Raw genomic sequence first — 20,727 nt, forward strand, 5'->3', positions numbered from 1 at the left:
ATGATATACTCGCGCCATTGAATACCGCAAGTAGTGAATATTAACGTGCATCACCGTAGTTACGAATTTTGGGTTAAAACATCAAGCATAGTTACCATGGTTATGGTTAGCTTAATGATAGCCGCTAAAACCTGGGCGTGGTTGGCATCGGGTTCAGCTTCTATGCTTGGCTCATTAACCGATTCATTAATGGATATTACCGCCACGGCCATGAGCTTTTTAGTGCTAGGGTATGCACTGCGCCCAGCAGATGACGATCACCGTTTTGGCCACGGCAAAGCAGAAGCCCTAGCCGGACTTGGCCAGGCTGCGTTTATAGCAGGGTCGGGGTGCTTATTGGCGTTTCATGGTATTGAGCGATTATTTAACCCAATTGTGCTTAGTCATTCACTGTTAGGTGTGTGGGTGAGTATATTTGCTATTGCTTGTACGTTAGTGATTGTGTTTTTTCAGATCAAAGTGGTTAAGCATACCGAATCCATCGCTATTAAAGCAGACTCGGTGCATTACAAAGGGGATTTAATTTTAAATGCCGCGGTATTGCTTGCTATTTTGCTCTCATACTATGGGGTGTTATACGCAGATCCGCTGTTTGCCATAGGCGTTGCCGGTTACTTACTTTATAACAGTTGGGATATTGCGTGTGAGAGTGCCGATCATCTAATGGATAAAGAACTCCCAGATGACGAAAAGCAAAGTATTTTAGATATTGCTAACGCACATAAAGATGTACACGGTGTACATGATATTCGCACTCGCCAAGGCGGTAAAATTAAGTTTATGCAAATGCACTTAGAGCTTGATGATCATTTAAGTTTAATATGTGCCCACAATGTGGCTGACGATGTAGAAAAGGCGCTTGCCGAGCGCTTTGACTCTGAGGTTGATATTTTAATTCATCTAGATCCGCTTTCGGTGGTACCTAAGTATCAAACGAAGAACAAAACTGATACAAGCGCATAAGTACAGGTTTTCTAATTTCGTCGCGTTCAAACAATAACTCGTGTTTAGCCCCTGCAAAGCTTTTCAGCTCGGCATTAGGGAGCCTATTTACGAGCTTTTGTTGCGCGTTGTTATCAACCACTTCATCGTTTTGTGCGCTGGCAATAAAAATAGGGAGGTTGATTGTGTGGGTATCCACGGCAGACATAAAAGCAAAGCTTGCATTTAACCAGCCATATGTAACGCCGCCTAACTGTAAAAGTGGCTGTTGTTGATAAGTGAGCCTAAATAGGTTGTACCGCACTTGGCTGCTGGTTAAAGTATTAAGCGCAAATTCTTCTGGGTTGTAATCGTTTTGCCCTAGCGCATAACTGTAGCCAAAACCGAGCTTTGAGGCGGCGCGGGCTATAAATTTAGCCACCGGTTTAGGAATACCTTTAGTGTAAATATCAAACATGGGCGCTGATAAAAACGCACCGCTGAAAGTATGCGGGTAATTTGCAAAATAATCGTACGCTATAGCGCCGCCCATAGAGTGGGCTAATAATATTTTTTTGCCTTGCCAGTTTTTATTTACAATATGTTGATTAAATAAATCTAAGTCGGCACTGTAGTCACTAAAGCGTTTTACATACCCTTTGTGCTTATTTTTTAACGGTCGATACGAGCGGCCTTGCCCTTGGTGGTCGGCTATAAATACCGCATAGTTATTCGTGTAAAGCTCCCACAGCAGCTCTTTGTATTTTTCAAGCCCTTCTATGCGCCCAGAGCTAATTACTATGGCAGTGTTAGCTGTTTCTGGCACTGCGTAAGCAAAAAACAGTTTACCTTCAGATGCATTAAAATAGTTTTTATTAAGTACATTTTCGTAAAAGTGATTAATGCGTGCTTGGTTACTTTCAAGCGCTGATTCGGTACTGTAAAACATGCTTACTCTTTAATTAGTGGCAGGGTGATATTGGCACAAAGCCCGCCTTTTTCTTTATTAGATAGCGCTAAACTACCGCCGTGGGCAATAATAGCATTTTTAGCGATAGCTAAGCCAAGCCCTGTGCCGCCACTTACTCTGTCGCGAGCGTCAGATTGCCTAAAAAAGGGCTCACAAAGCTTGCTAAGTTGCTCATTTGGAACGCCAGGGCCATCGTCGCAAATCTCTATATAGATTTGGTTTTTATAGTGTACGTTAAAGCTAATGTTGCTGTGCGCGTATTTTATTGCGTTACGTAATAGGTTTTCGAGTGCGCTGGCAATTAATGATTCATCGCAGCTTAGCATTACATCGGCATTGCCACTAAAAGTAAGTGTTTTAGTATTTTGCTTAGCTTCAAACTGCGCATCGTTTAATACGTGCTCTACTATATCTTTTAGTGATTGCTTTTGTAGTGACAGTGTTTGGCTTTGCGCTTCTAAACGCGACACTTGCAGCACGTCGGCAATCATTTTATCAAGCTGGTTTGCTTCTTTTTCTATACGTAATAAATACGATTGGCTTGCCTCGTTGGCTTGCATTTGTGCAAGGCCTGTTGCCATTTTTAAACGCGTAAGCGGGGAGCGTAACTCATGAGATATATCAGCCAGTAAGCGCTTTTGGGCACTAATAAGTTGCTCAAGCTGATTAGCCATGCTGTTAAAGTCACGCCCAAGTACTCCTAACTCGTCTTTTCTGCTTGCAGGTATGGCAACTCGCGCTGATAAATCGCCAGATGAAAGCTTTATAGCTGCTTTTTTAAGGCTGTTAATTGGGGCGATTAAATTGCGGCTAAAAATAAAACTCAGGATTAAAGAAGCAAAAATAGCCACGAGTACTTTCATCCAATTTGGCATTAACTTAAAGCGCATGAGCAAAGGAGGTTGGTGGTTAATGTCTATTTCGTAGAGGTAAAACTGCCCCTCTGGCACGTTAATATTAACAGGGCCGAAAGCTTGGTATTTTTCGGTAAAAATGACCTGTGGCGCCAAGTTTTGACTAAAGCTAAGTAAGTTTAAATCTATTTCAGCGGGGATCTCTTTATTGCTTAATGCATCTTCGGGTTGTGCTGCGCCTAAAAATAAAATCTTTCGTTTTGAAAGCCTGGGGTGCGATAAAACATCAGCAAGGGTGCGTTTGTGCTTAGTGGCGCTTCGCTCAATGCTTTTGGCAGTATAAATTAGGTTTTTTTTCATTGGCCCACGCAAAGGCTCGGTGCTTACTGCATTAATTGCCGTAATGTTGCTTAAGAATATAAGCGCAGCCACCGTGCCTGTTATTGTTAGCCAAAACCAAATAAATATTTTAAAAAATAAATAATGCCGAGGGTGCTTTAGCCATGCAAAGTAATGTTTATTACTCACCTTGGATGAAGACATAACCTGTTCCTCGCATTGTTTTTATTCGCTCGCCTTGAATATGCTCAGCTATTTTTTTACGAATATTGCTAACGTGCATATCAATTGAGCGGTCGAACGAAGCTAAGCGCCTGCCTAATACTTCTTCACTTATTTGCTCTTTACTGACAACTTCGCCGGCGTTTTTAATTAGTAACACCAGTACTTCGTACTCTGTGCCAGTAAGCGTGAGGGTGTGCTCGTTAATAGCGGCCTCTCGGGCTGCCAGATTAACCGTAATGCCATTTATATTCATTTTGCTAGGCGTTGCAACGTTTAGGCTATTTATGTGCTCTATACGGCGGGTAATGGCTTTTACACGGGCAAGTAACTCGCGGTGATTAAAGGGCTTGGGTATGTAATCGTCTGCGCCTAACTCTAAGCCAAAAATGCGATCAAAGTCTTCGCCTTTTGCAGTGAGCATAATAACCGGTGTTAGCTTTGTTTGCCTAAGTTGTTTAAGAACTTCAAAGCCATCAAGGGTGGGGAGCATGACATCAAGCAATATCAGCGCGTAGTCATTTGATAGAGCAAGCTTTAAACCTTGCTCACCATCGTGAACGCTTTGTACGTCAAAACCTTGCGCGGCTAAATATTCAGTAAGTAGTTCGCACAAACCGGTGTCGTCATCAATCATTAATAGCTTCATTTCAAACCCTTAGGCAATTTCTATATGGTTATTTTACTTCTTAAATTGTGCAAAAGTGAATCTTTACACAACCTTTACACTGCTTTGCGTTACTTTGCGTTGCAAGAGGTATAGTTAACTCACTGGCTAAGCAGCCACAACCAAATTCAATCCATCCAATATTAAGGTGATGATTATGACTAAAGTAAATACACTTTCAAAATTAGTACTTATTTGTGGTCTAGCAACGGCTACACTTGGCGCCGGTAGCGTATTAGCAAAAGGCGGCATGCACCATAAGCAAGGCCATTCTCAAGCGCGTTTTTTATTATCTGAGCGCGGTGCCGACAAGCTCGATTTAACGCAAGAACAGCAAACTAAGCTTGAAGCTATTTTTGAAGCGCAAAAAACACAGATGAAAGCACTGCGCGGCGATGATAAAGAAGCCCGTAAAGCACAGCGCAAGGCTCAAAAAGAGAAAATGGATGCTCTACTTAGTGCACCAACATTTGACGAAAACGCTGCAAAAGAGCTATTAGCTGCACGCCATGAAAAAGGCACTGAGTTTGGCTTAATTAAGCTAAAAACACAGCATCAAGTAATGCAGGTACTTAGCGCAGAGCAGCAAGAAAAGTTTGCAAAAATGCAAAAGCGTATGGGTAAAAAACACCGTAAGCAAAGAGACTAATTTATAGATTAAACACTAAAAAGCCAGCTTAATGCTGGCTTTTGTCGTTTAAGAGGGTGAAAAACGCTTATTTAAAAAAGTCGTCATCGTTTTTAGCCATCATCTCTTCAATATCTTCAATCATATCTTGGCTAATTTGGTTAGCCGAGGTAATAGGCGTTGATATTTTATTGTTCTCAAAAGACCATTCACCTAAATCAATAAGCTGACAGCGCTTAGAACAAAAAGGACGGTGTGGGCTTTGCTGTGACCATTCAACTTTGTTTTTACAGGTTGGACAGTTAACAATTGTTGGCATACTTTACTCTCTACAATGTGTTTTAGCCCTAATTAGGGCTATCACTTCTACATATTGGTTACGCGATTAATTTCAGCCAGAGACGTTAAACCATCGGCGGCTTTTCGTAAACCCGATAATCGCAAGTTATTAAACCCAGCTTGTAGCGATACCTCTGCGATTTCGAGCGAGTTGCCACCGCGCATAATAATTTGTGCAATTTCAGGGGTAATTTGCATTACTTCGTAAATACCCACACGGCCTTTGTAACCATCGGTGCAGTTTTCGCAGCCTTTGGGTGCGTATAGTGTCATATCTTCAATTTGTGTTGTGCTAAATCCTTGACGAGCCAACTCTTCTGCTGGCAGTGTTTCAGGGGTTTTACACTTAGGGCATAAACGCCTAGCTAAGCGCTGGGCAATAATCAAACTTATAGAGCTTGCCACGTTATACGCAGGCACGCCCATATTTAATAAACGCGTTATGGTTTCCGGCGCTGAGTTGGTATGTAGTGTTGATAGTACTAAGTGACCTGTTTGCGCCGCTTTAATTGAAATTTCTGCGGTTTCTAGGTCACGTATTTCACCTACCATCACTACATCTGGATCTTGACGTAAAAATGCACGCAGGGCGTTAGCAAAGGTCATTTCGGCTTTAGGGTTAATTTGTACTTGGTTAACCCCTTCAAGGTTTATCTCAACCGGATCCTCGGCGGTACTAATGTTACGCTCTGGCTGGTTAAGTATATTTAAACCTGTATAAAGCGATACGGTTTTACCAGAGCCCGTTGGGCCGGTAACAAGTATCATGCCTTGTGGTTGCCCAAGCGCATCCATGTAGAGCTTTTTTTGATCCTCTTCATAGCCGAGTACATCAATACCTAGCATAGCGCTTGATGAATCAAGAATACGCATTACTATTTTTTCGCCCCATAACGTAGGCATAGTACTTACACGAAAATCGATGCTTTTACGCTCGGTAATTTTTAATTTAATACGGCCATCTTGTGGTTTACGTTTTTCAGCAATATCGAGCCTCGACATTACTTTGATACGCGCCGACAGTTTACTTGCTAAGGTATTGGGAGGGTTGGCAACTTCATGCAAAATACCATCAATACGAAAGCGAATACGGTATTTGTGCTCGTAAGGTTCAAAGTGTAAATCAGAAGCGCCTTTTTTAATGGCGTCCATTAATATTTTATTGATATAAACAATGATTGGCGCATCGTCTTTATCATCATCTTTAGGTGTGGTTTCTTTAGGGCCTTCATTATCTAAGTCGGCAAACTCTTTAAATTCATCGGCGCTTAAATCTAAGCTGCCTGCAGCATCAAGTAGTTGCTCAATTTTGCTATCCAGCTGAATATAGTCAACCACGACTATTTCGCACGATAAGCCGGTGCTAAATTCAAAGTTTTCAAAGGCACCGTAATCAGTCGGATCTGAGGCGGCAATGTATACTTTTCTGCCTTTTTGAACCAACGGTAAAATGTGGTGTTTACGTATTAGCTTTTCTTTAACTAAGTCTTCGGGGATTTGTGCAGGGTCGAAGTCTTTTAAATCAAAATACGGTACGCGAAATAAGTCTATACATTGTTCAGCTAAGTCGTTGCTGTCAATTTTTCCACATTTAGATATAAGCTCAGCGGTTGAGGCAAACTCTTGCTGTTTTGCTTTTACGGTATCGGCATCAATGCGGCCAAGCGTTATAAATTTTCTCAATAACGGTGAGTTAATATTCATTGCGCACCTATTTTAGTCCTTCAATAGTTAACAATTTATCAGAAAAAAGCAGGTGATTAAATTCGCTGTGCTTATCAACACCTTTTTTGCTAACTAAATTACGAGTTTATGTTGTTATGACAGCATTAAGGGGTATTAGTTGTATTTTATACTGCATATTGTAGGTAATTTTTATGAAGAACAACAAGTTCTGCATGAACAAGCGATAAATCGCGGTCATTATTTAGAATATCATCAGCTTTTTGTTGTTTTTCTTCCCGTGGCATTTGCGACGCTATAATGCTATTTACTTGCTCAAGGCTAATATTGTCGCGTTTTATAGTACGTTCAATCTGCACAGGCTGTGGTACATCAATCAATAAAGTACGGTTGCAGTATTTGTTAAGTTTATTTTCAAACAATAATGGTGCAACTAATACAACATAAGCACTGCTTGCATTATTTAAATCGGTGAGTATTTTTTCCCGAATAAGTGGGTGTAATAGTGCATTAAGCCACTCTTTATCATCATTGTTGGTAAATATTTTAGTGCGCAGCCCTGCTCTGTTTAATGTACCATCGGGCAGTAAAATACCCTCGCCAAAGTGTTCAATAATTGCATTTAGCCCTGTGCTATTAGGCGCTACTACTTGGCGAGCAATAATGTCGGCATCAACAACGCAAATACCCAGTTCTTCAAACATATTACTAACAGCCGTTTTACCGCAGCCAATACCGCCTGTTAAACCCAATACCCAATTGTTTATTTTAGTTGCTGGCTCATTCATACTAATAACCAATTAAATTAAAATACGCAGCTTGAATTTGAGCGCCCCACAGCAGTGCTATCCAACCCGCTATGGCTAAGTAGGGGCCAAATGGAATGGGTGTTGCTTTGTCTTTACCTTGGATACTTAAAAGGGCAATACCAATAATGGCGCCGACCACACTTGAAAGCAAAATAATGGTTAATAGCGACTGCCAGCCAAGCAGTGCGCCAAACACGGCCAGTAACTTAAAATCGCCATAGCCCATGCCTTCTTTACCGGTTAATAGCTTAAATAGCCAAAATACACTCCACAGGCTTAAATAGCCGCATGCTGCCCCCACTATTGCTTCGCTCGGGCTTATTGTTATACCCATTACAGCGGCTATAAGCGCAAGCCATACTAAAGGTAAAGTGAGCTGATCGGGCAGTAGCATGTGGTCAATATCAATAAAGGTGAGCGCCACTAAAATCCAGGTTACAAAAATATATAAAAAGGCGTGCTCAGTAGCCCCAAAAGTGTAGGCAATAACTAAACTTAATAGGGTGGTAATGGCTTCAACTATCGGGTAACGCGCTGATATTGGGTTACTGCAATTAGCGCATTTACCTTTAAGCACAATCCAACTAATAATAGGGATATTCTGCCAAGGCTTAATCGCGGTTTTGCATTTAGGGCAGGTAGAATTAGGTTTTACTAAATTAAATGACTCACTGTTACTGGCTTGTGTAGGTTTGGCTGTTAGTTCATCTTCTAATAATAACCTACATTCACTTTGCCATTCTCGCTGCATCATTAACGGCAGTCGATAAATAACTACATTTAAAAAACTACCTACACATAAACTGACTAAGCCAACCGTGGTTAAATAAAACCACAATTGGCTTTGCATTACTTCTATAATACTTTGCATATAAACCGACAAATTAATTATTATTCAAATAAGTATCTAAACAACGGCACCTAGTTGGAAAATAGGTAGGTACATAGCGATAATCAAACCACCAACTAACACACCGAGAACGGCCATAATAAGTGGTTCTAGTAGGCTCGAAAGGCCGTCCACCGCATCATCTACTTCTTGCTCGTAAATAGTCGCTACTTTGGCTAGCATACCATCTAACGAGCCGGACTCTTCACCAATGGCTACCATTTGAATGACCATATCGGGGAATATTTTAGAGTTACGCATTGCCCAGTTCATTTGATTACCCGAGCTCACCTCTGCTTTAATATCTAAAATAGCATAGCGATATACCGCATTGCCTGAAGCGCCAGCAGCTGAGTCCAGTGCATCAACAAGGGGTACACCTGCAGCAAAGGTGGTCGAAAGCGTACGAGCATAACGCGCAACAGCGGCTTTATTTAAAATCATACCAATCACTGGCAGTTTTAATATGGCTCTATCTGTTGCGTCTCTGAGTTTTAAGCTTCTTAAACTAGCCTCTTTAAAAGTCCAACCAGCAGCAACGATAGTAATTAGCGCTACCCACCAATACTCTTGCATAAATTCAGATATACCAATTACAAACAAAGTAAATGCAGGAAGTTGCGCACCAAACCCCTCAAATATATCTTGAAACTGTGGGACTACAAAAATTAAAAGTATTGAGGTAACTATAAGCGCAACCACTAAAACCGCGATAGGGTAAAACATGGCTTTTTTAATTTTTGACTTAAGCGCTTCTGATTTTTCTTTGTATAAAGCAACACGGTCAAATATTTTATCAAGCGCACCTGATTGTTCACCCGACGCAACTAAGTCACAATATAAATCATCAAAATAGCGGGGGTGTTTTCTGAGCGCCGTAGATAGAGGTTGACCTGCTTTAACTTCATCGCCAATAGTCTCCATTAACTTACCAATACTTTTGTTAGTAGAGCCAGAACCAATCATTTCAATAGCTTGAATTAGTGGTACGCCCGCCATCAGCATAGTGGCAATTTGGCGAGTGACTAAGGCAATATCCTTAGGGGTAATCTTTTGAACGCTTTTAATGCCGAAAAGAGGTTTAGCTTTACGCTTAACCTTTGAAGGAGTTATACCTTGTTTACGAAGTTGTGCTTTTACTAAAGCTATGCTGTTTCCAGTTATTTCTCCTTCTAAACGTTTACCTCTTGCGCTTACACCAATCCATAAAAATGTATCGAGTCCTTTTTGTTCTAGTTTTTTTGACATAATGGACCTGAATAGATTCGATATTAAAAGGTAGTAAAACGGAGCAAGAGAAAACTTTAAACTTCTCTCTTGCTTTAATGATTTTAATTATCCAACATCTAAAGATGTAGGCTTATCTACATGCCGAAGGAAGATATTGAGCATCTAAGCCACTACAAACCCAGCGTGAAATTTGACCGCTCGCTTCAACTGTAGGTGTTAAAGACATAGTCTCACCTGAGTGAGCACCATCATCAAATGTTATTTCAACTACACCACCTGCAGCCACATCTACACCTGTTGCAGAAAAGTAACGACCAGCTAATGCATCTGCTTGTGCATCAATGGCAGCATCAGCATCTACACCTGCTGCGCCGCCATTTTCAGACATGTAAACACCAATATCTGAACGTAATCCAGATGTAGCACTTAAACCTTCAGTTGCTTGTGCGCGAGCCGTGTAATCTTGATACGCAGGAAGCGCAATTGCTGCAAGAATACCGATGATTGCTACAACAATCATTAATTCGATTAGGGTGAAACCCTGTTGTTTTTGAGTCATTGTTTTCATGTTTCCTCTCCTAAAGGATAATGTTTTGTAAGGTAATCAGGCTAGTGGCGAAAGTGCCAATCTTAATTTACCTGATTAACTTTACAGATTTACTTAAAAATAAATTTTCACGTACTTTTAGCCTTAGGTATGAAACACAAAAGCTAAATGTGAGTTCATTATGTTGCAACTTGCGTAGGCTACCTAAACACAAAGTAGATTAAATATAGGAAACATACTGACCATTTGCTTTAATCTTTTAGGTATTTTTTGAAGATTAAAACAAAAAGCAGTTACTTATTACTATATTTTTCAAGGAAGTAATACAACTGGGTTAGTGTAACACTTTTTCTATGCTTAAAGCACACATATTTTTCTAAAAAGGATACTTTATTTAACAAAATGTTACAAAGCAGCTCTTTTGGCTTATTTAAAGCCTTTTTTCTTAGATTGTCAATTGATTAGCTATAGTAAAGTGAAATTTGCTGCTTTAAAATTGCTCAAAACGCATCGATAAATCGATTGATTGTAAATTTTTTGTAAGTGCGCCGCTGGATATAAAGTCGACACCTGCCTGCGAGTAAATTTTAAGCGTTTCTAGCGTCATATTGCCAGAAACCTCTAATTTAGCGCGCTTATTAGTAGTGACCACAGCTTGCTGAATTTGTTCAACGCTAAAATTATCGAGCATGATTATGTCGGCGCCTGCATTAATAGCTTGCTCAAGTTCATTTAACGATTCAACCTCTACTTCTACGGGTTTTGTAGGGTGGTTTTGCTTGGCTTGTGCGACTGCTTTATCAATTCCGCCACACGCTGCTATGTGGTTTTCTTTAATTAAAAACGCATCAAATAAGCCTATACGGTGATTTGCACCGCCGCCGCATTTTACAGCGTATTTTTGAAGTAGCCTGAGTCCTGGTATTGTTTTACGGGTATCGAGCAGCTGGGTTGTGGTGCCGCTAAGCTCTTTTACATAATTTGCAGTTGTGGTTGCGGTACCCGAAAGCGTTTGTACAAAGTTAAGCGCGGTACGCTCTGCAGTTAAAATAGCGCGGGCAGAACCTTTAGCTGTAAATAAGGTGCTATTTGCTGGCACAAAGTCGCCATCATTTACTAATACGTTTACTTCAACGCTTGGATCTACTTGCTTAAACACTTCTATAATGATGTCTTTACCGCAAAAAACGCAGTCTTCGCGGGTAATTACTTTAGCATTTGCGTGCTCGTTTTGTGGAATAAGCTGTGCGGTAATGTCGCCGTCTTGTGCTGATTGATAATTTAGATCTTCATCTAGGGCGAGGGTGACAAGTTGAGTAATAAGCGTGTGCGAAATTGACATATGAAGGCTCATAAGTGTTAATAAATTAAGCAAATTTTACTATGTTTAAATAACTAATAGAAGCGCTTTTAAATGAGCAGGGGTTTATTGCATCTACATATATAGTATGGCTACTAAAAGTAATGCTACCAGCTGAATGTTAGCTAACCGCAATGGCTATCATTCTTTATATAAATCCTTTAGCATCAAGTTTATGTATACCGTGGTATTAAAATAATGCAGATAGATTCAAGCGGAGTTGTCGCTAATATAACGCAGCGGCCCTGTACGCATTTTGATGATCGCCCTGAAAATACCAATATTTCGCTGTTGGTAATTCATAATATTTCCTTGCCGGCTGGGCAATTTGGCACCGAATACGTTGATGCACTGTTTATGGGTGAGATTGACTGTAATGCGCACCCCAGTTTTTGTGATTTAAATGGGCTTAGAGTGTCAGCGCACTGTTTTATAAAACGTACTGGCGAGATTATTCAATATGTGCCATTTAATAAACGTGCGTGGCATGCCGGGCAATCTGAATATGAAGGGCAAAGCGCATGTAATAACTTTAGTATAGGCATTGAGCTTGAAGGTACAGATACCACACCTTACACTCAGGCGCAGTACACCAGCTTACATAGCCTAACAAAGGCAATTATGACTCGTTACCCGCTTATCACCACTAAGCGAGTAGTAGGGCATTGCGATATAGCACCAGGGCGAAAAACCGACCCTGGGGAAAGTTTTAATTGGCCTGCTTATATAAGCAGGCTAGAACAAGCAAATTAAGTGAGTCGCTATCATGATTTTAGTTTCTATAATTATTGCACTAATACTTGAGCGTTTAGGTGCGCGCTCACAGTATTGGCAAATAAGCCATTACGTTAATGGTTATTTAAATCGCTCGGGTAAATTACTTAGTGAAAACGGATTGTTTAGCTCGGCAATTGGCTTTTTAATTTGGTTACTTTTGCCGGTAGTGGCTGTTGCGCTTATATATGTATTCTCAGACTTTGTACTTTGGCAGTTAGCTATTAATGTTGCGGTTTTATTGGTTTGTTTTGGTTGTGCTAAGCACCGCGCTTTATATAAGTCGTATTTAAATGCACTAACGCGGGATGATAAAACCGCGGCCTCATTATACGCACTACAAATGGGGCAAAAACACCTAGAGGATGAAGAGGGCGGAGAAACATTTGGGCAAACCTTAGCGTGGATTAATTTTAGATTTTATTGCGCCGTTATTTTTTGGTTTGTAATGCTTGGCGCCCCAGGGGCCGTGTTGTATGCAATAGTGCGTACGTTGGCCGATTTAGTTAAAGAAAACCATAAAGTGGTGTTTGCAAATCGTTTTACGCTGCTGCATAAATTATTATTTTGGCTAGATTGGCTACCAGCGCGTGTTGCAAGCTTTGGCTACTTAGTTATTGGTAACTTTAATAAAGGTACAAGCTGCTGGCTACATTATGTATTGGATTTTAAAACGCCAAATCGCAAAGTAGTTACATGTACAGCGCTTGCGGCTGAGCAAGTAGAGCAGCGTTATTACGGATGTGCTATTGAAGCCACTTGTATGATTAAATTAGTTAAACGCAACGTGCTTTTTTATTTAGTACTTATTGCACTGCTTACTTTATTTGGCGGTTTATCGTAGTCGCGATTTTACATCGCGCAATGTACGCCGCGCTTAGGATGAATATCGGGGTGAGGGTGTTGGTCGCGGGGTAAACCCGCTACGACCTTCTTTGATTCAAAAATTAATTTCTTCAATAAATTCAGCTAGAGTGAATATTCTAATTCGCTCTGGTCAGACCATTTGTTTTCATCTTGTTAACGTTTGAATAAAACAACCTCAATTGTGCATTGTTTGAACTTCGTTCAAAATGCGTTACGCTACTCTAATTGCTCAAATAACCCGTAAATTGACAGTTATTTGCCTTTTTGATACCTTATTGAAAATTTTTGGTATGACCAATTTACCTTTTGGGTAAATCGTCAAGCTCTAGGCCTTAAAAATTAGGCTTTTTAGTATTTATGCAACGTGGACGTTGATTAATGTCTTTAAAGATTAAAGCAGCAAAATTATCTGATGTTATTTTACAGCAACTTGAGAATATGATTCTTGAGGGCTCATTAGCGCCAGGTGAAAAACTGCCGCCAGAGCGCGAACTAGCAAAACAGTTTGAGGTGTCTCGCCCCTCACTGCGTGAAGCTATCCAAAAGCTAGAAGCAAAAGGATTGGTCACTCGCAGGCAAGGCGGTGGCACGTTTGTAAAAAATCAGCTTGAAGAAGGACTCACTGATCCGCTGTTTGATTTGATCAGTAAGCATCCTGAATCACAGTTCGATTTACTTGAATTTCGTCATGCACTTGAAGGAATTGCTGCATATTATGCGGCGCTTCGTGGTACCAGCACCGATTTTACCAAGGTTAAACAAAGCTTTGATAAAATTGCTCAAGTTAATAACGATTTACAATTAAAAGCCAAAGCAATTAATGCGTTTCACTTTAGTGTAGCCGAAGCCTCACACAACGTGGTTTTACTTCACTTAGTGCGAGGCATGCAAGCGCTACTGGAGCAAAATGTATTGCAAAACTTAACGGTTTTATTAAAAAAACCAGATATTAGCAATCAATTAGCCCAGCACCGGCGCTTATTAATGGATGCCGTAATTGAGGGCAATCCAGAACAAGCCCGTTTAGCAAGTAATGCCCATTTAGCCTTTATTGAAGAAGCATTACTTGAAGCGGGTAAAGAGCATTCGCGAATTGAACGTAGTTTAAGACGCACAAAACAAAATTAAGCTAATACGCTGTACTTAGAACACACTAAATTAGGTATACGTGGTATTAAATTAACAACATTCGTATTTTAAACATAAGGAAACCTCCATATGTCTGAAGTCAATAAAATTGACGTAGACGCGCTAGAAACACAAGAGTGGTTACAAGCTCTTGAATCAGTTGTGCGCGAAGAAGGTGTTGAACGAGCTCAGTATTTACTTGAGCAAGTGTTAGAGCAAGCCCGTTTAGACGGCGTTGATATGCCAACTGGCACAACAACTAACTACGTTAATACTATTCCAGTAGATCAAGAACCGGCGTACCCAGGGGATGTAAACCTTGAGCGTCGTATTCGTTCGATTATTCGTTGGAATGCAATCATGATTGTATTACGTGCATCGAAAAAAGATCTCGACTTAGGCGGCCATATGGCGTCTTACCAATCATCAGCTGCGTTTTATGAAGTGTGTTTTAACCACTTTTTCAAAGCGCCAAATGAGGTAGACGGCGGTGACTTAGTTTACTACCAAGGTCATATTTCTCCGGGTATTTATGCGCGTGCATTTGTTGAAGGTCGTCTTACGGCTGAGCAGCTTGATAACTTCCGTCAAGAAGTAGATGGTAAAGGTTTACCATCATACCCGCATCCTAAATTAATGCCTGAATTTTGGCAGTTCCCAACGGTATCTATGGGCTTAGGTCCAATTGCGTCTATTTACCAAGCACGCTTTTTAAAATACCTAGACGGCCGTGGCTTAAAAGACACTAAAAACCAACGTGTATACGCGTTTTTAGGTGACGGTGAAATGGATGAGCCAGAATCACGCGGCGCAATCTCTTTTGCTGCACGTGAAAAGCTAGACAACCTATGTTACTTAATTAACTGTAACTTACAGCGTTTAGATGGCCCAGTAATGGGTAATGGTAAAATTATTCAAGAACTAGAAGGCCTATTTAAAGGCGCTGGTTGGAACGTAATTAAAGTTGTATGGGGTAGCGGATGGGATATTCTGCTAGCTAAAGATACATCAGGTAAATTACTACAGTTGATGAACGAAACAATTGATGGTGATTACCAAACATATAAAGCGAAAGATGGCGCGTACGTACGTGAGCATTTCTTTGGCCGTTATCCGGAAACAGCTGCACTTGTTGCAGATATGACTGATGACGAAATTTTTGCGCTTAAGCGTGGTGGTCATGAGCCATCAAAACTTTATGCTGCATTTAAAAAAGCTGAGCAAACCAACGACCGTCCTACCGTAATTCTTGCTAAAACTGTAAAAGGTTACGGCATGGGTGAAGCGGCAGAAGGTAAAAACATTGCGCACCAAGTGAAAAAAATGGACATGAGCCATGTTGAACACTTACGTGACCGTTTAGGCCTACAAGATTTAGTATCAGAAGAGCAAATTAAAGATCTTCCATACTTAACGCTTGAAGAAGGCTCGGAAGAATACAAGTACTTACACGCACGCCGTGATGCACTTAAAGGTTACACACCTACACGTATTCCTAAATTTACTGAAGAGCTAAAACTGCCAGAAGTAGACGCATTTAAGCCGCTACTTGAAGAGCAAAAACGTGATATTTCTACCACAATGGGCTTTGTACGTGCACTTAACGTGTTACTAAAAGACAAAGGCATTGGCAAAAACATTGTGCCAATTATTGCTGATGAAGCACGTACATTTGGTATGGAAGGTTTATTCCGTCAAATCGGTATTTACAATCCACATGGCCAAAACTACACCCCTCAAGACCGCGATATTGTTTCTTACTACAAAGAAGCTACATCAGGCCAAGTACTTCAAGAGGGTATTAACGAGCTAGGTGCAATGTCGTCATGGGTAGCTGCTGCAACATCTTACAGCACTAACGATTTACCTATGATCCCATTCTACATTTACTACTCTATGTTTGGTTTCCAACGTGTTGGCGACATGGCATGGATGGCGGGTGACCAGCAAGCACGTGGTTTCTTATTAGGTGCAACAGCAGGTCGTACTACGCTAAATGGTGAAGGTCTACAGCACGAAGATGGTCACAGCCATATTCTTGCAAATACGGTTCCTAACTGTATTTCTTACGACCCAACGTACGCATTTGAAGTAGCGGTAATTATTCAAGATGGTATTCGTCGTATGTACGGTGAAAACCAAGAAAACATTTACTACTACCTAACGCTTATGAACGAAAACTACCATCAACCAGCAATGCCAGAAGGCGCTGAAGAAGGTATTCGTAAAGGTATTTACAAGCTTGAAAGCTACGAAGGTAAAAAAGCCAACGTTCAGCTATTAAGCTCAGGTACTATCATGACTGAAGTGCGCAAAGCTGCAGCCATTTTAAGCGAAGAGTACGGTATTGCTTCTGATGTTTACTCAGTAACATCATTCAATGAGCTTACCCGTGACGGTCAAGACGTTGAGCGTTTCAACATGCTTAACCCAGAAAGCGAGCAAAAAACGCCATACATCACTAGCGTATTAAACGACTCAGTGACTGTTGCTGCGACCGACTACATGAAAAACTACGCGGAGCAAGCGCGTTCATTTATTCCAAGCAGCAACTATAAAGTGCTTGGTACAGATGGTTACGGACGCTCTGATAGCCGTGAAAACTTACGTCGTCACTTTGAAGTTAATGCAAGCTACGTGGTTGTTGCTACGTTATCTGAACTTGCTAAACGTGGTGATGTTGAAAAGTCAGTGGTTGTTGAAGCAATTAAAAAGTTCGACATTGACACAAACAAACTAAATCCACTGTACGCATAAGAGGTTTGCAATGAGTATTGAAATTAATGTACCAGATATCGGTGGCGATGACGTAGAAGTAACCGAAATCTTAGTAAGCGTTGGCGACAAAGTAGATGTTGATCAATCGCTACTAACCGTTGAAGGCGATAAAGCATCAATGGAAGTACCTGCTGCGCAAGCAGGTACAGTCAAAGAAATTAAAGTAAGCGAAGGCGACACGGTAACAACAGGGTCGTTAATCATGATTTTTGAAGGCGAAGAGTCAGGCTCACAAAGTGAGCCAGAAGCGCCAGCTAAAACTGAGGCATCTGCACCTGCAGAAGCTTCAGGTTCTTCAACTAAAGAAGTAACCGTACCAGATATTGGTGACGACGAAGTTGAAGTAACAGAAATCATGGTCGCCGTTGGTGACAGCGTAGATGAAGAGCAGTCAATTTTAAGTGTTGAAGGCGATAAAGCATCTATGGAAGTACCAGCTCCTTTTGCCGGTACTGTAAAAGAAATTAAAGTAGCCGAAGGCGACAAAGTAAAAACAGGCTCTTTAGTGTTTGTTTTTGAAGTTGCTGGCTCAAGTGCACCTGCATCAGATGCGCCAAAGCAAGAATCTGCGCCAGCAGAGTCTGCTCAAAGCGCCGAGCCAAGCACAAAAGAAGTAAACGTACCTGATATTGGCGATGATGAAGTTGAAGTAACTGAAATCATGGTTGCTGTTGGCGATACGGTTGAAGAAGAGCAATCTATCTTAAACGTTGAAGGCGACAAAGCGGCAATGGAAGTACCAGCCCCGTTTGCTGGTACCGTTAAAGAAATTAAAGTGGCCGCTGGCGATAAAGTCAAAACTGGCTCACTTGTGTTTGTTTTTGAAGTTGCAGGCAGTGCGCCAGCAAAAGCAGTAGCCCCGGCTGAGCAAAAGCCAGCGGCTGCACCAGCAAAAACCGAGTCTGCGCCAGCTCAAGCTGCACCTGCTGCTAAAGCAAGCGATGAAGGTTTTGAAAACAACAGCGCATATGCTCATGCATCGCCAGTTGTTCGCCGCTTAGCGCGTGAGTTTGGTATTAACTTAGCAAACGTTAAAGGCTCAGGGCGTAAAAACCGCGTAGTGAAAGAAGACGTGCAAAACTATGTTAAAAACCTAGTTAAGCAAGTTGAATCAGGCCAATTACCAGCTGGTAAAGGCAATGCGGGCGGTGGTGAGCTTGGCTTAATTCCGTGGCCGAAAGTAGATTTTGCTAAATTTGGCGAAATTGAAGAGAAAAAACTATCGCGTATTCAAAAGCTGTCGGGTAAAAACCTACACCGTAACTGGGTGCAAATCCCACATGTTACACAGTTTGACGAAGCTGATATCACCAGCCTTGAAGTGTTCCGTAAAGAACAAAACGTGTTAAGCGAGAAGAAAAAGCTTGGCGTTAAAATCACACCACTTGTGTTTGTGATGAAAGCGGTAGCGAAAGTACTTGCTGAGTTCCCAACGTTTAACTCGTCATTGTCTGAAGACGGTGAAAGCCTTATCCTTAAAAAGTACATCAATATTGGTGTTGCAGTAGATACGCCAAATGGCTTAGTTGTTCCAGTATTTAAAGATGTGGACAAAAAAGGCATTATTGAATTATCTCGCGAGCTGATGGATATTTCTAAAAAGGCGCGTGAAGGTAAGTTAACGTCATCTGATATGCAAGGCGGCTGTTTTACTATTTCAAGCTTAGGCGGTATTGGCGGTACGGCATTTACGCCGATTGTTAATGCACCAGAGGTTGCAATTTTAGGTGTATCTAAATCTGAAATGAAGCCTAAGTGGAATGGTAAAGACTTTGAACCAAAATTAATGGTTCCGCTTTCTATGTCGTACGATCACCGTGTGATTGACGGTGCTCTAGCTGCACGCTTTACCGCAACGCTTGCTAGCTACATGAGCGACATACGTCAATTAGTGATGTAATCGCTACAATATGAACAAAATCAAATCCCAGCCAGTTGTTTTTAGCTGGGATTTTTACTATATGCAATGATACAATCTTTGCACTATTTGTGAATTGCTCTGATTTTCTGCCCATGCAGAAACATGGCAGTTAAATTTTAGGGCAGTGTCCCGTTCAAACAATTAAGGTAATAGCATGAGCAACGAATTAAAAACTCAAGTTGTTGTACTAGGCGGTGGTCCTGGTGGTTACTCTGCGGCTTTCCGTGCTGCTGACTTGGGCTTAGAAGTTACATTAGTAGAATCGCGTGAAACATTAGGCGGCGTATGTCTTAATGTTGGTTGTATTCCTTCAAAAGCACTTTTACACGTGGCTAAAGTGATTGATGACGCTGCAGAAATGTCATCTCACGGTGTTACTTTTGGCGCTCCGCAAATTGATTTAGACAAAATTCGCTCTTGGAAAGAGTCGGTTGTTGGCCAGCTTACAGGTGGCTTAGACGGCATGGCTAAGATGCGTAAAGTTAAAGTTGTACCAGGTTACGGTAAATTCACTGGCAGCAACACTTTAGACGTTGAAGGTGCTGACGGCACTACAACTATTACATTTGATAACGCAATCATTGCTGCGGGTTCTAAACCTGTTAGCTTACCGTTCATCCCAGAAGATGACCGTGTAATTGATTCAACTGGCGCATTAGAACTTAAAGACGTACCAGAGAAACTACTTGTTTTAGGTGGTGGTATTATCGGTCTTGAAATGGGTACGGTTTACCGCGCACTAGGTTCTGATATTGATGTAGTTGAATTTGCAGATCAGTTAGTTCCGGCTGCGGATAAAGATATCATCAAGATTTACCAAAAATACGTAAACAAAAAATTCAATGTTATGCTTTCTACTAAAGTTGTTGGCGTTGAAGCGAAAGATGATGGCTTATACGTTACTTTTGAAGGCAAAAACGCACCAGCTGAGCCAGTACGTTACGACAAAGTACTTGTTGCTGTAGGCCGTACGCCTAACGGTAACTTACTTGATGCTGATAAAGCAGGTGTTAATGTTGATGAGCGTGGCTTTATTAATGTTGATAAGCAATTACGTACTAACGTAGACCATATTTTTGCAATTGGTGATTTAGTTGGCCAACCTATGCTTGCGCATAAAGCGGTACACGAAGGCCATGTTGCAGCAGAGGTTATCTCTGGTCAGAAGCACTTCTTCGACCCTAAATGTATTCCTTCAATTGCCTACACTGATCCAGAAATCGCATGGGTAGGTGTGACTGAGAAAGAAGCAAAAGAGCAAGGCTTAAGCATTGAAACTGCGGTATTCCCGTGGGCTGCATCAGGTCGCGCAATTGCATCTGCACGTACTGAAGGTTCTACTAAGCTTATCTTTGATAAAGACAGTGGCCGTGTAATCGGTGGTGCTATGGTGGGTATTAACGCAGGCGAAATGCTTGGCGAAATCGGCTTAGCAGTTGAAATGGGCGCAGACGGTGAAGACTTAGCGCTTACTATTCATGCTCACCCAACATTGAACGAGTCTATTGGCCTTGCAGCTGAGATTTTTGAAGGTTCAATCACTGATTTACCAAACAAAAAAGCGGTTAAAAAGAAGAAGTAAACTCTTTTAGTTAACTGTTTAAAAACCCAGGCCTCGGCTTGGGTTTTTTGTTTTTATAGCCGTCAGCCGTCAGCCGTCAGCCGTCAGCCGTCAGTTTAAGAGAAGCTCGTCTTGACACGTAAGTTAATATGAGCAAAATTTCTAGCTGATAGCTGATAGCTGATAGCTGATAGCTGATAGCTGATAGCTGATAGCTGATAGCTGATAGCTGATAGCTGA

18 protein-coding genes are annotated in these 20,727 nt (G+C 41.3%); 8 read left to right on the plus strand and 10 right to left on the minus strand.

All coding sequences use genetic code 11. The annotated features are described in order from the left end of the window. Positions 1-45 precede the first annotated feature (45 nt). Complete coding sequence (locus tag MTF68_RS14945) at positions 46-963, plus strand: cation diffusion facilitator family transporter (protein ID WP_348983629.1); 918 nt, start codon at positions 46-48, stop codon at positions 961-963. On the opposite strand, the gene MTF68_RS14950 is transcribed toward MTF68_RS14945, so the two are convergent. From MTF68_RS14950 to MTF68_RS14960, 3 genes are read right to left on the minus strand one after another with little or no spacing between them, the layout of a single operon-like run. Then, entirely contained in the window at positions 923-1,870 is a 948-nt protein-coding gene (locus MTF68_RS14950; protein WP_248462934.1) for an alpha/beta fold hydrolase, read from the minus strand. The two genes, MTF68_RS14945 and MTF68_RS14950, sit on opposite strands and share 41 nt — an antisense overlap. A gap of 2 nt (positions 1,871-1,872) precedes the next feature. Beyond that, positions 1,873-3,288, minus strand: coding sequence for an ATP-binding protein (locus tag MTF68_RS14955; protein ID WP_248462935.1), 1,416 nt, complete (start codon positions 3,286-3,288; stop codon positions 1,873-1,875). Continuing rightward, positions 3,266-3,955, minus strand: coding sequence for a response regulator (locus MTF68_RS14960; RefSeq protein WP_004588608.1), 690 nt, complete (start codon positions 3,953-3,955; stop codon positions 3,266-3,268). Before MTF68_RS14960 ends, MTF68_RS14955 begins: the two co-directional genes overlap by 23 nt. A gap of 175 nt (positions 3,956-4,130) precedes the next feature. On the opposite strand from MTF68_RS14960, the gene MTF68_RS14965 reads away from it, so the two are divergent. Further along, a complete protein-coding gene (locus tag MTF68_RS14965) occupies positions 4,131-4,622 on the plus strand; it encodes a Spy/CpxP family protein refolding chaperone (RefSeq protein WP_248462936.1) in 492 nt (163 codons plus the stop codon). Positions 4,623-4,689: 67 nt separating this feature from the next. Here the strand turns inward: MTF68_RS14965 and yacG are convergent, their stop codons facing one another. The 7 genes from yacG to nadC all read right to left on the minus strand — a co-directional run bounded on the left by yacG (position 4,690) and on the right by nadC (position 11,440). Then, positions 4,690-4,920 carry a DNA gyrase inhibitor YacG gene (yacG, locus tag MTF68_RS14970; RefSeq protein WP_024031401.1) on the minus strand — a complete coding sequence of 77 codons (231 nt, stop codon included), beginning with the start codon at positions 4,918-4,920 and terminating at the stop codon, positions 4,690-4,692. 47 nt (positions 4,921-4,967) lie between these two features. Next, positions 4,968-6,644, minus strand: coding sequence for a type IV-A pilus assembly ATPase PilB (gene pilB, locus MTF68_RS14975; protein ID WP_126008292.1), 1,677 nt, complete (start codon positions 6,642-6,644; stop codon positions 4,968-4,970). Positions 6,645-6,790: 146 nt separating this feature from the next. Beyond that, positions 6,791-7,411: a dephospho-CoA kinase gene (gene coaE, locus MTF68_RS14980; RefSeq protein WP_126008291.1), complete on the minus strand. Its 621-nt coding sequence runs from the start codon at positions 7,409-7,411 to the stop codon at positions 6,791-6,793. Position 7,412: 1 nt separating this feature from the next. Next, positions 7,413-8,303 carry an A24 family peptidase gene (locus tag MTF68_RS14985; RefSeq protein WP_248462937.1) on the minus strand — a complete coding sequence of 297 codons (891 nt, stop codon included), beginning with the start codon at positions 8,301-8,303 and terminating at the stop codon, positions 7,413-7,415. 36 nt (positions 8,304-8,339) lie between these two features. Next, positions 8,340-9,569, minus strand: a complete 1,230-nt coding sequence (locus MTF68_RS14990; protein ID WP_248462938.1) for a type II secretion system F family protein — start codon at positions 9,567-9,569, stop codon at positions 8,340-8,342. A 112-nt stretch (positions 9,570-9,681) separates the two neighbouring features. After that, complete coding sequence (locus tag MTF68_RS19735; RefSeq protein ID WP_273607420.1) at positions 9,682-10,119, minus strand: pilin; 438 nt, start codon at positions 10,117-10,119, stop codon at positions 9,682-9,684. Between the two features lie 469 nt (positions 10,120-10,588). Continuing rightward, entirely contained in the window at positions 10,589-11,440 is an 852-nt protein-coding gene (nadC, locus tag MTF68_RS15005; protein ID WP_248462939.1) for a carboxylating nicotinate-nucleotide diphosphorylase, read from the minus strand. A gap of 216 nt (positions 11,441-11,656) precedes the next feature. Between nadC and ampD the strand changes: the two genes are divergently transcribed. From ampD to lpdA, 6 genes are all read left to right on the plus strand, one after another. Continuing rightward, entirely contained in the window at positions 11,657-12,211 is a 555-nt protein-coding gene (gene ampD, locus MTF68_RS15010) for a 1,6-anhydro-N-acetylmuramyl-L-alanine amidase AmpD (protein WP_248462940.1), read from the plus strand. A gap of 13 nt (positions 12,212-12,224) precedes the next feature. Then, positions 12,225-13,076, plus strand: a complete 852-nt coding sequence (gene ampE / locus MTF68_RS15015; protein ID WP_248462941.1) for a beta-lactamase regulator AmpE — start codon at positions 12,225-12,227, stop codon at positions 13,074-13,076. A 401-nt stretch (positions 13,077-13,477) separates the two neighbouring features. Beyond that, on the plus strand, positions 13,478-14,227 hold the full coding sequence (gene pdhR / locus MTF68_RS15020; RefSeq protein WP_004588597.1) for a pyruvate dehydrogenase complex transcriptional repressor PdhR: 750 nt from the start codon (positions 13,478-13,480) through the stop codon (positions 14,225-14,227). A 90-nt stretch (positions 14,228-14,317) separates the two neighbouring features. Further along, positions 14,318-16,984 carry a pyruvate dehydrogenase (acetyl-transferring), homodimeric type gene (aceE, locus tag MTF68_RS15025; protein WP_024031395.1) on the plus strand — a complete coding sequence of 889 codons (2,667 nt, stop codon included), beginning with the start codon at positions 14,318-14,320 and terminating at the stop codon, positions 16,982-16,984. Between the two features lie 10 nt (positions 16,985-16,994). Then, positions 16,995-18,905 carry a pyruvate dehydrogenase complex dihydrolipoyllysine-residue acetyltransferase gene (gene aceF / locus MTF68_RS15030; protein WP_248462942.1) on the plus strand — a complete coding sequence of 637 codons (1,911 nt, stop codon included), beginning with the start codon at positions 16,995-16,997 and terminating at the stop codon, positions 18,903-18,905. Between the two features lie 175 nt (positions 18,906-19,080). Continuing rightward, positions 19,081-20,508: a dihydrolipoyl dehydrogenase gene (lpdA, locus tag MTF68_RS15035; protein ID WP_029773352.1), complete on the plus strand. Its 1,428-nt coding sequence runs from the start codon at positions 19,081-19,083 to the stop codon at positions 20,506-20,508. The last annotated feature ends 219 nt before the right edge of the window (positions 20,509-20,727 follow it).

The organism is Pseudoalteromonas sp. 2CM37A, from assembly GCF_023161885.1.
Lineage (GTDB): Bacteria > Pseudomonadota > Gammaproteobacteria > Enterobacterales > Alteromonadaceae > Pseudoalteromonas > Pseudoalteromonas atlantica.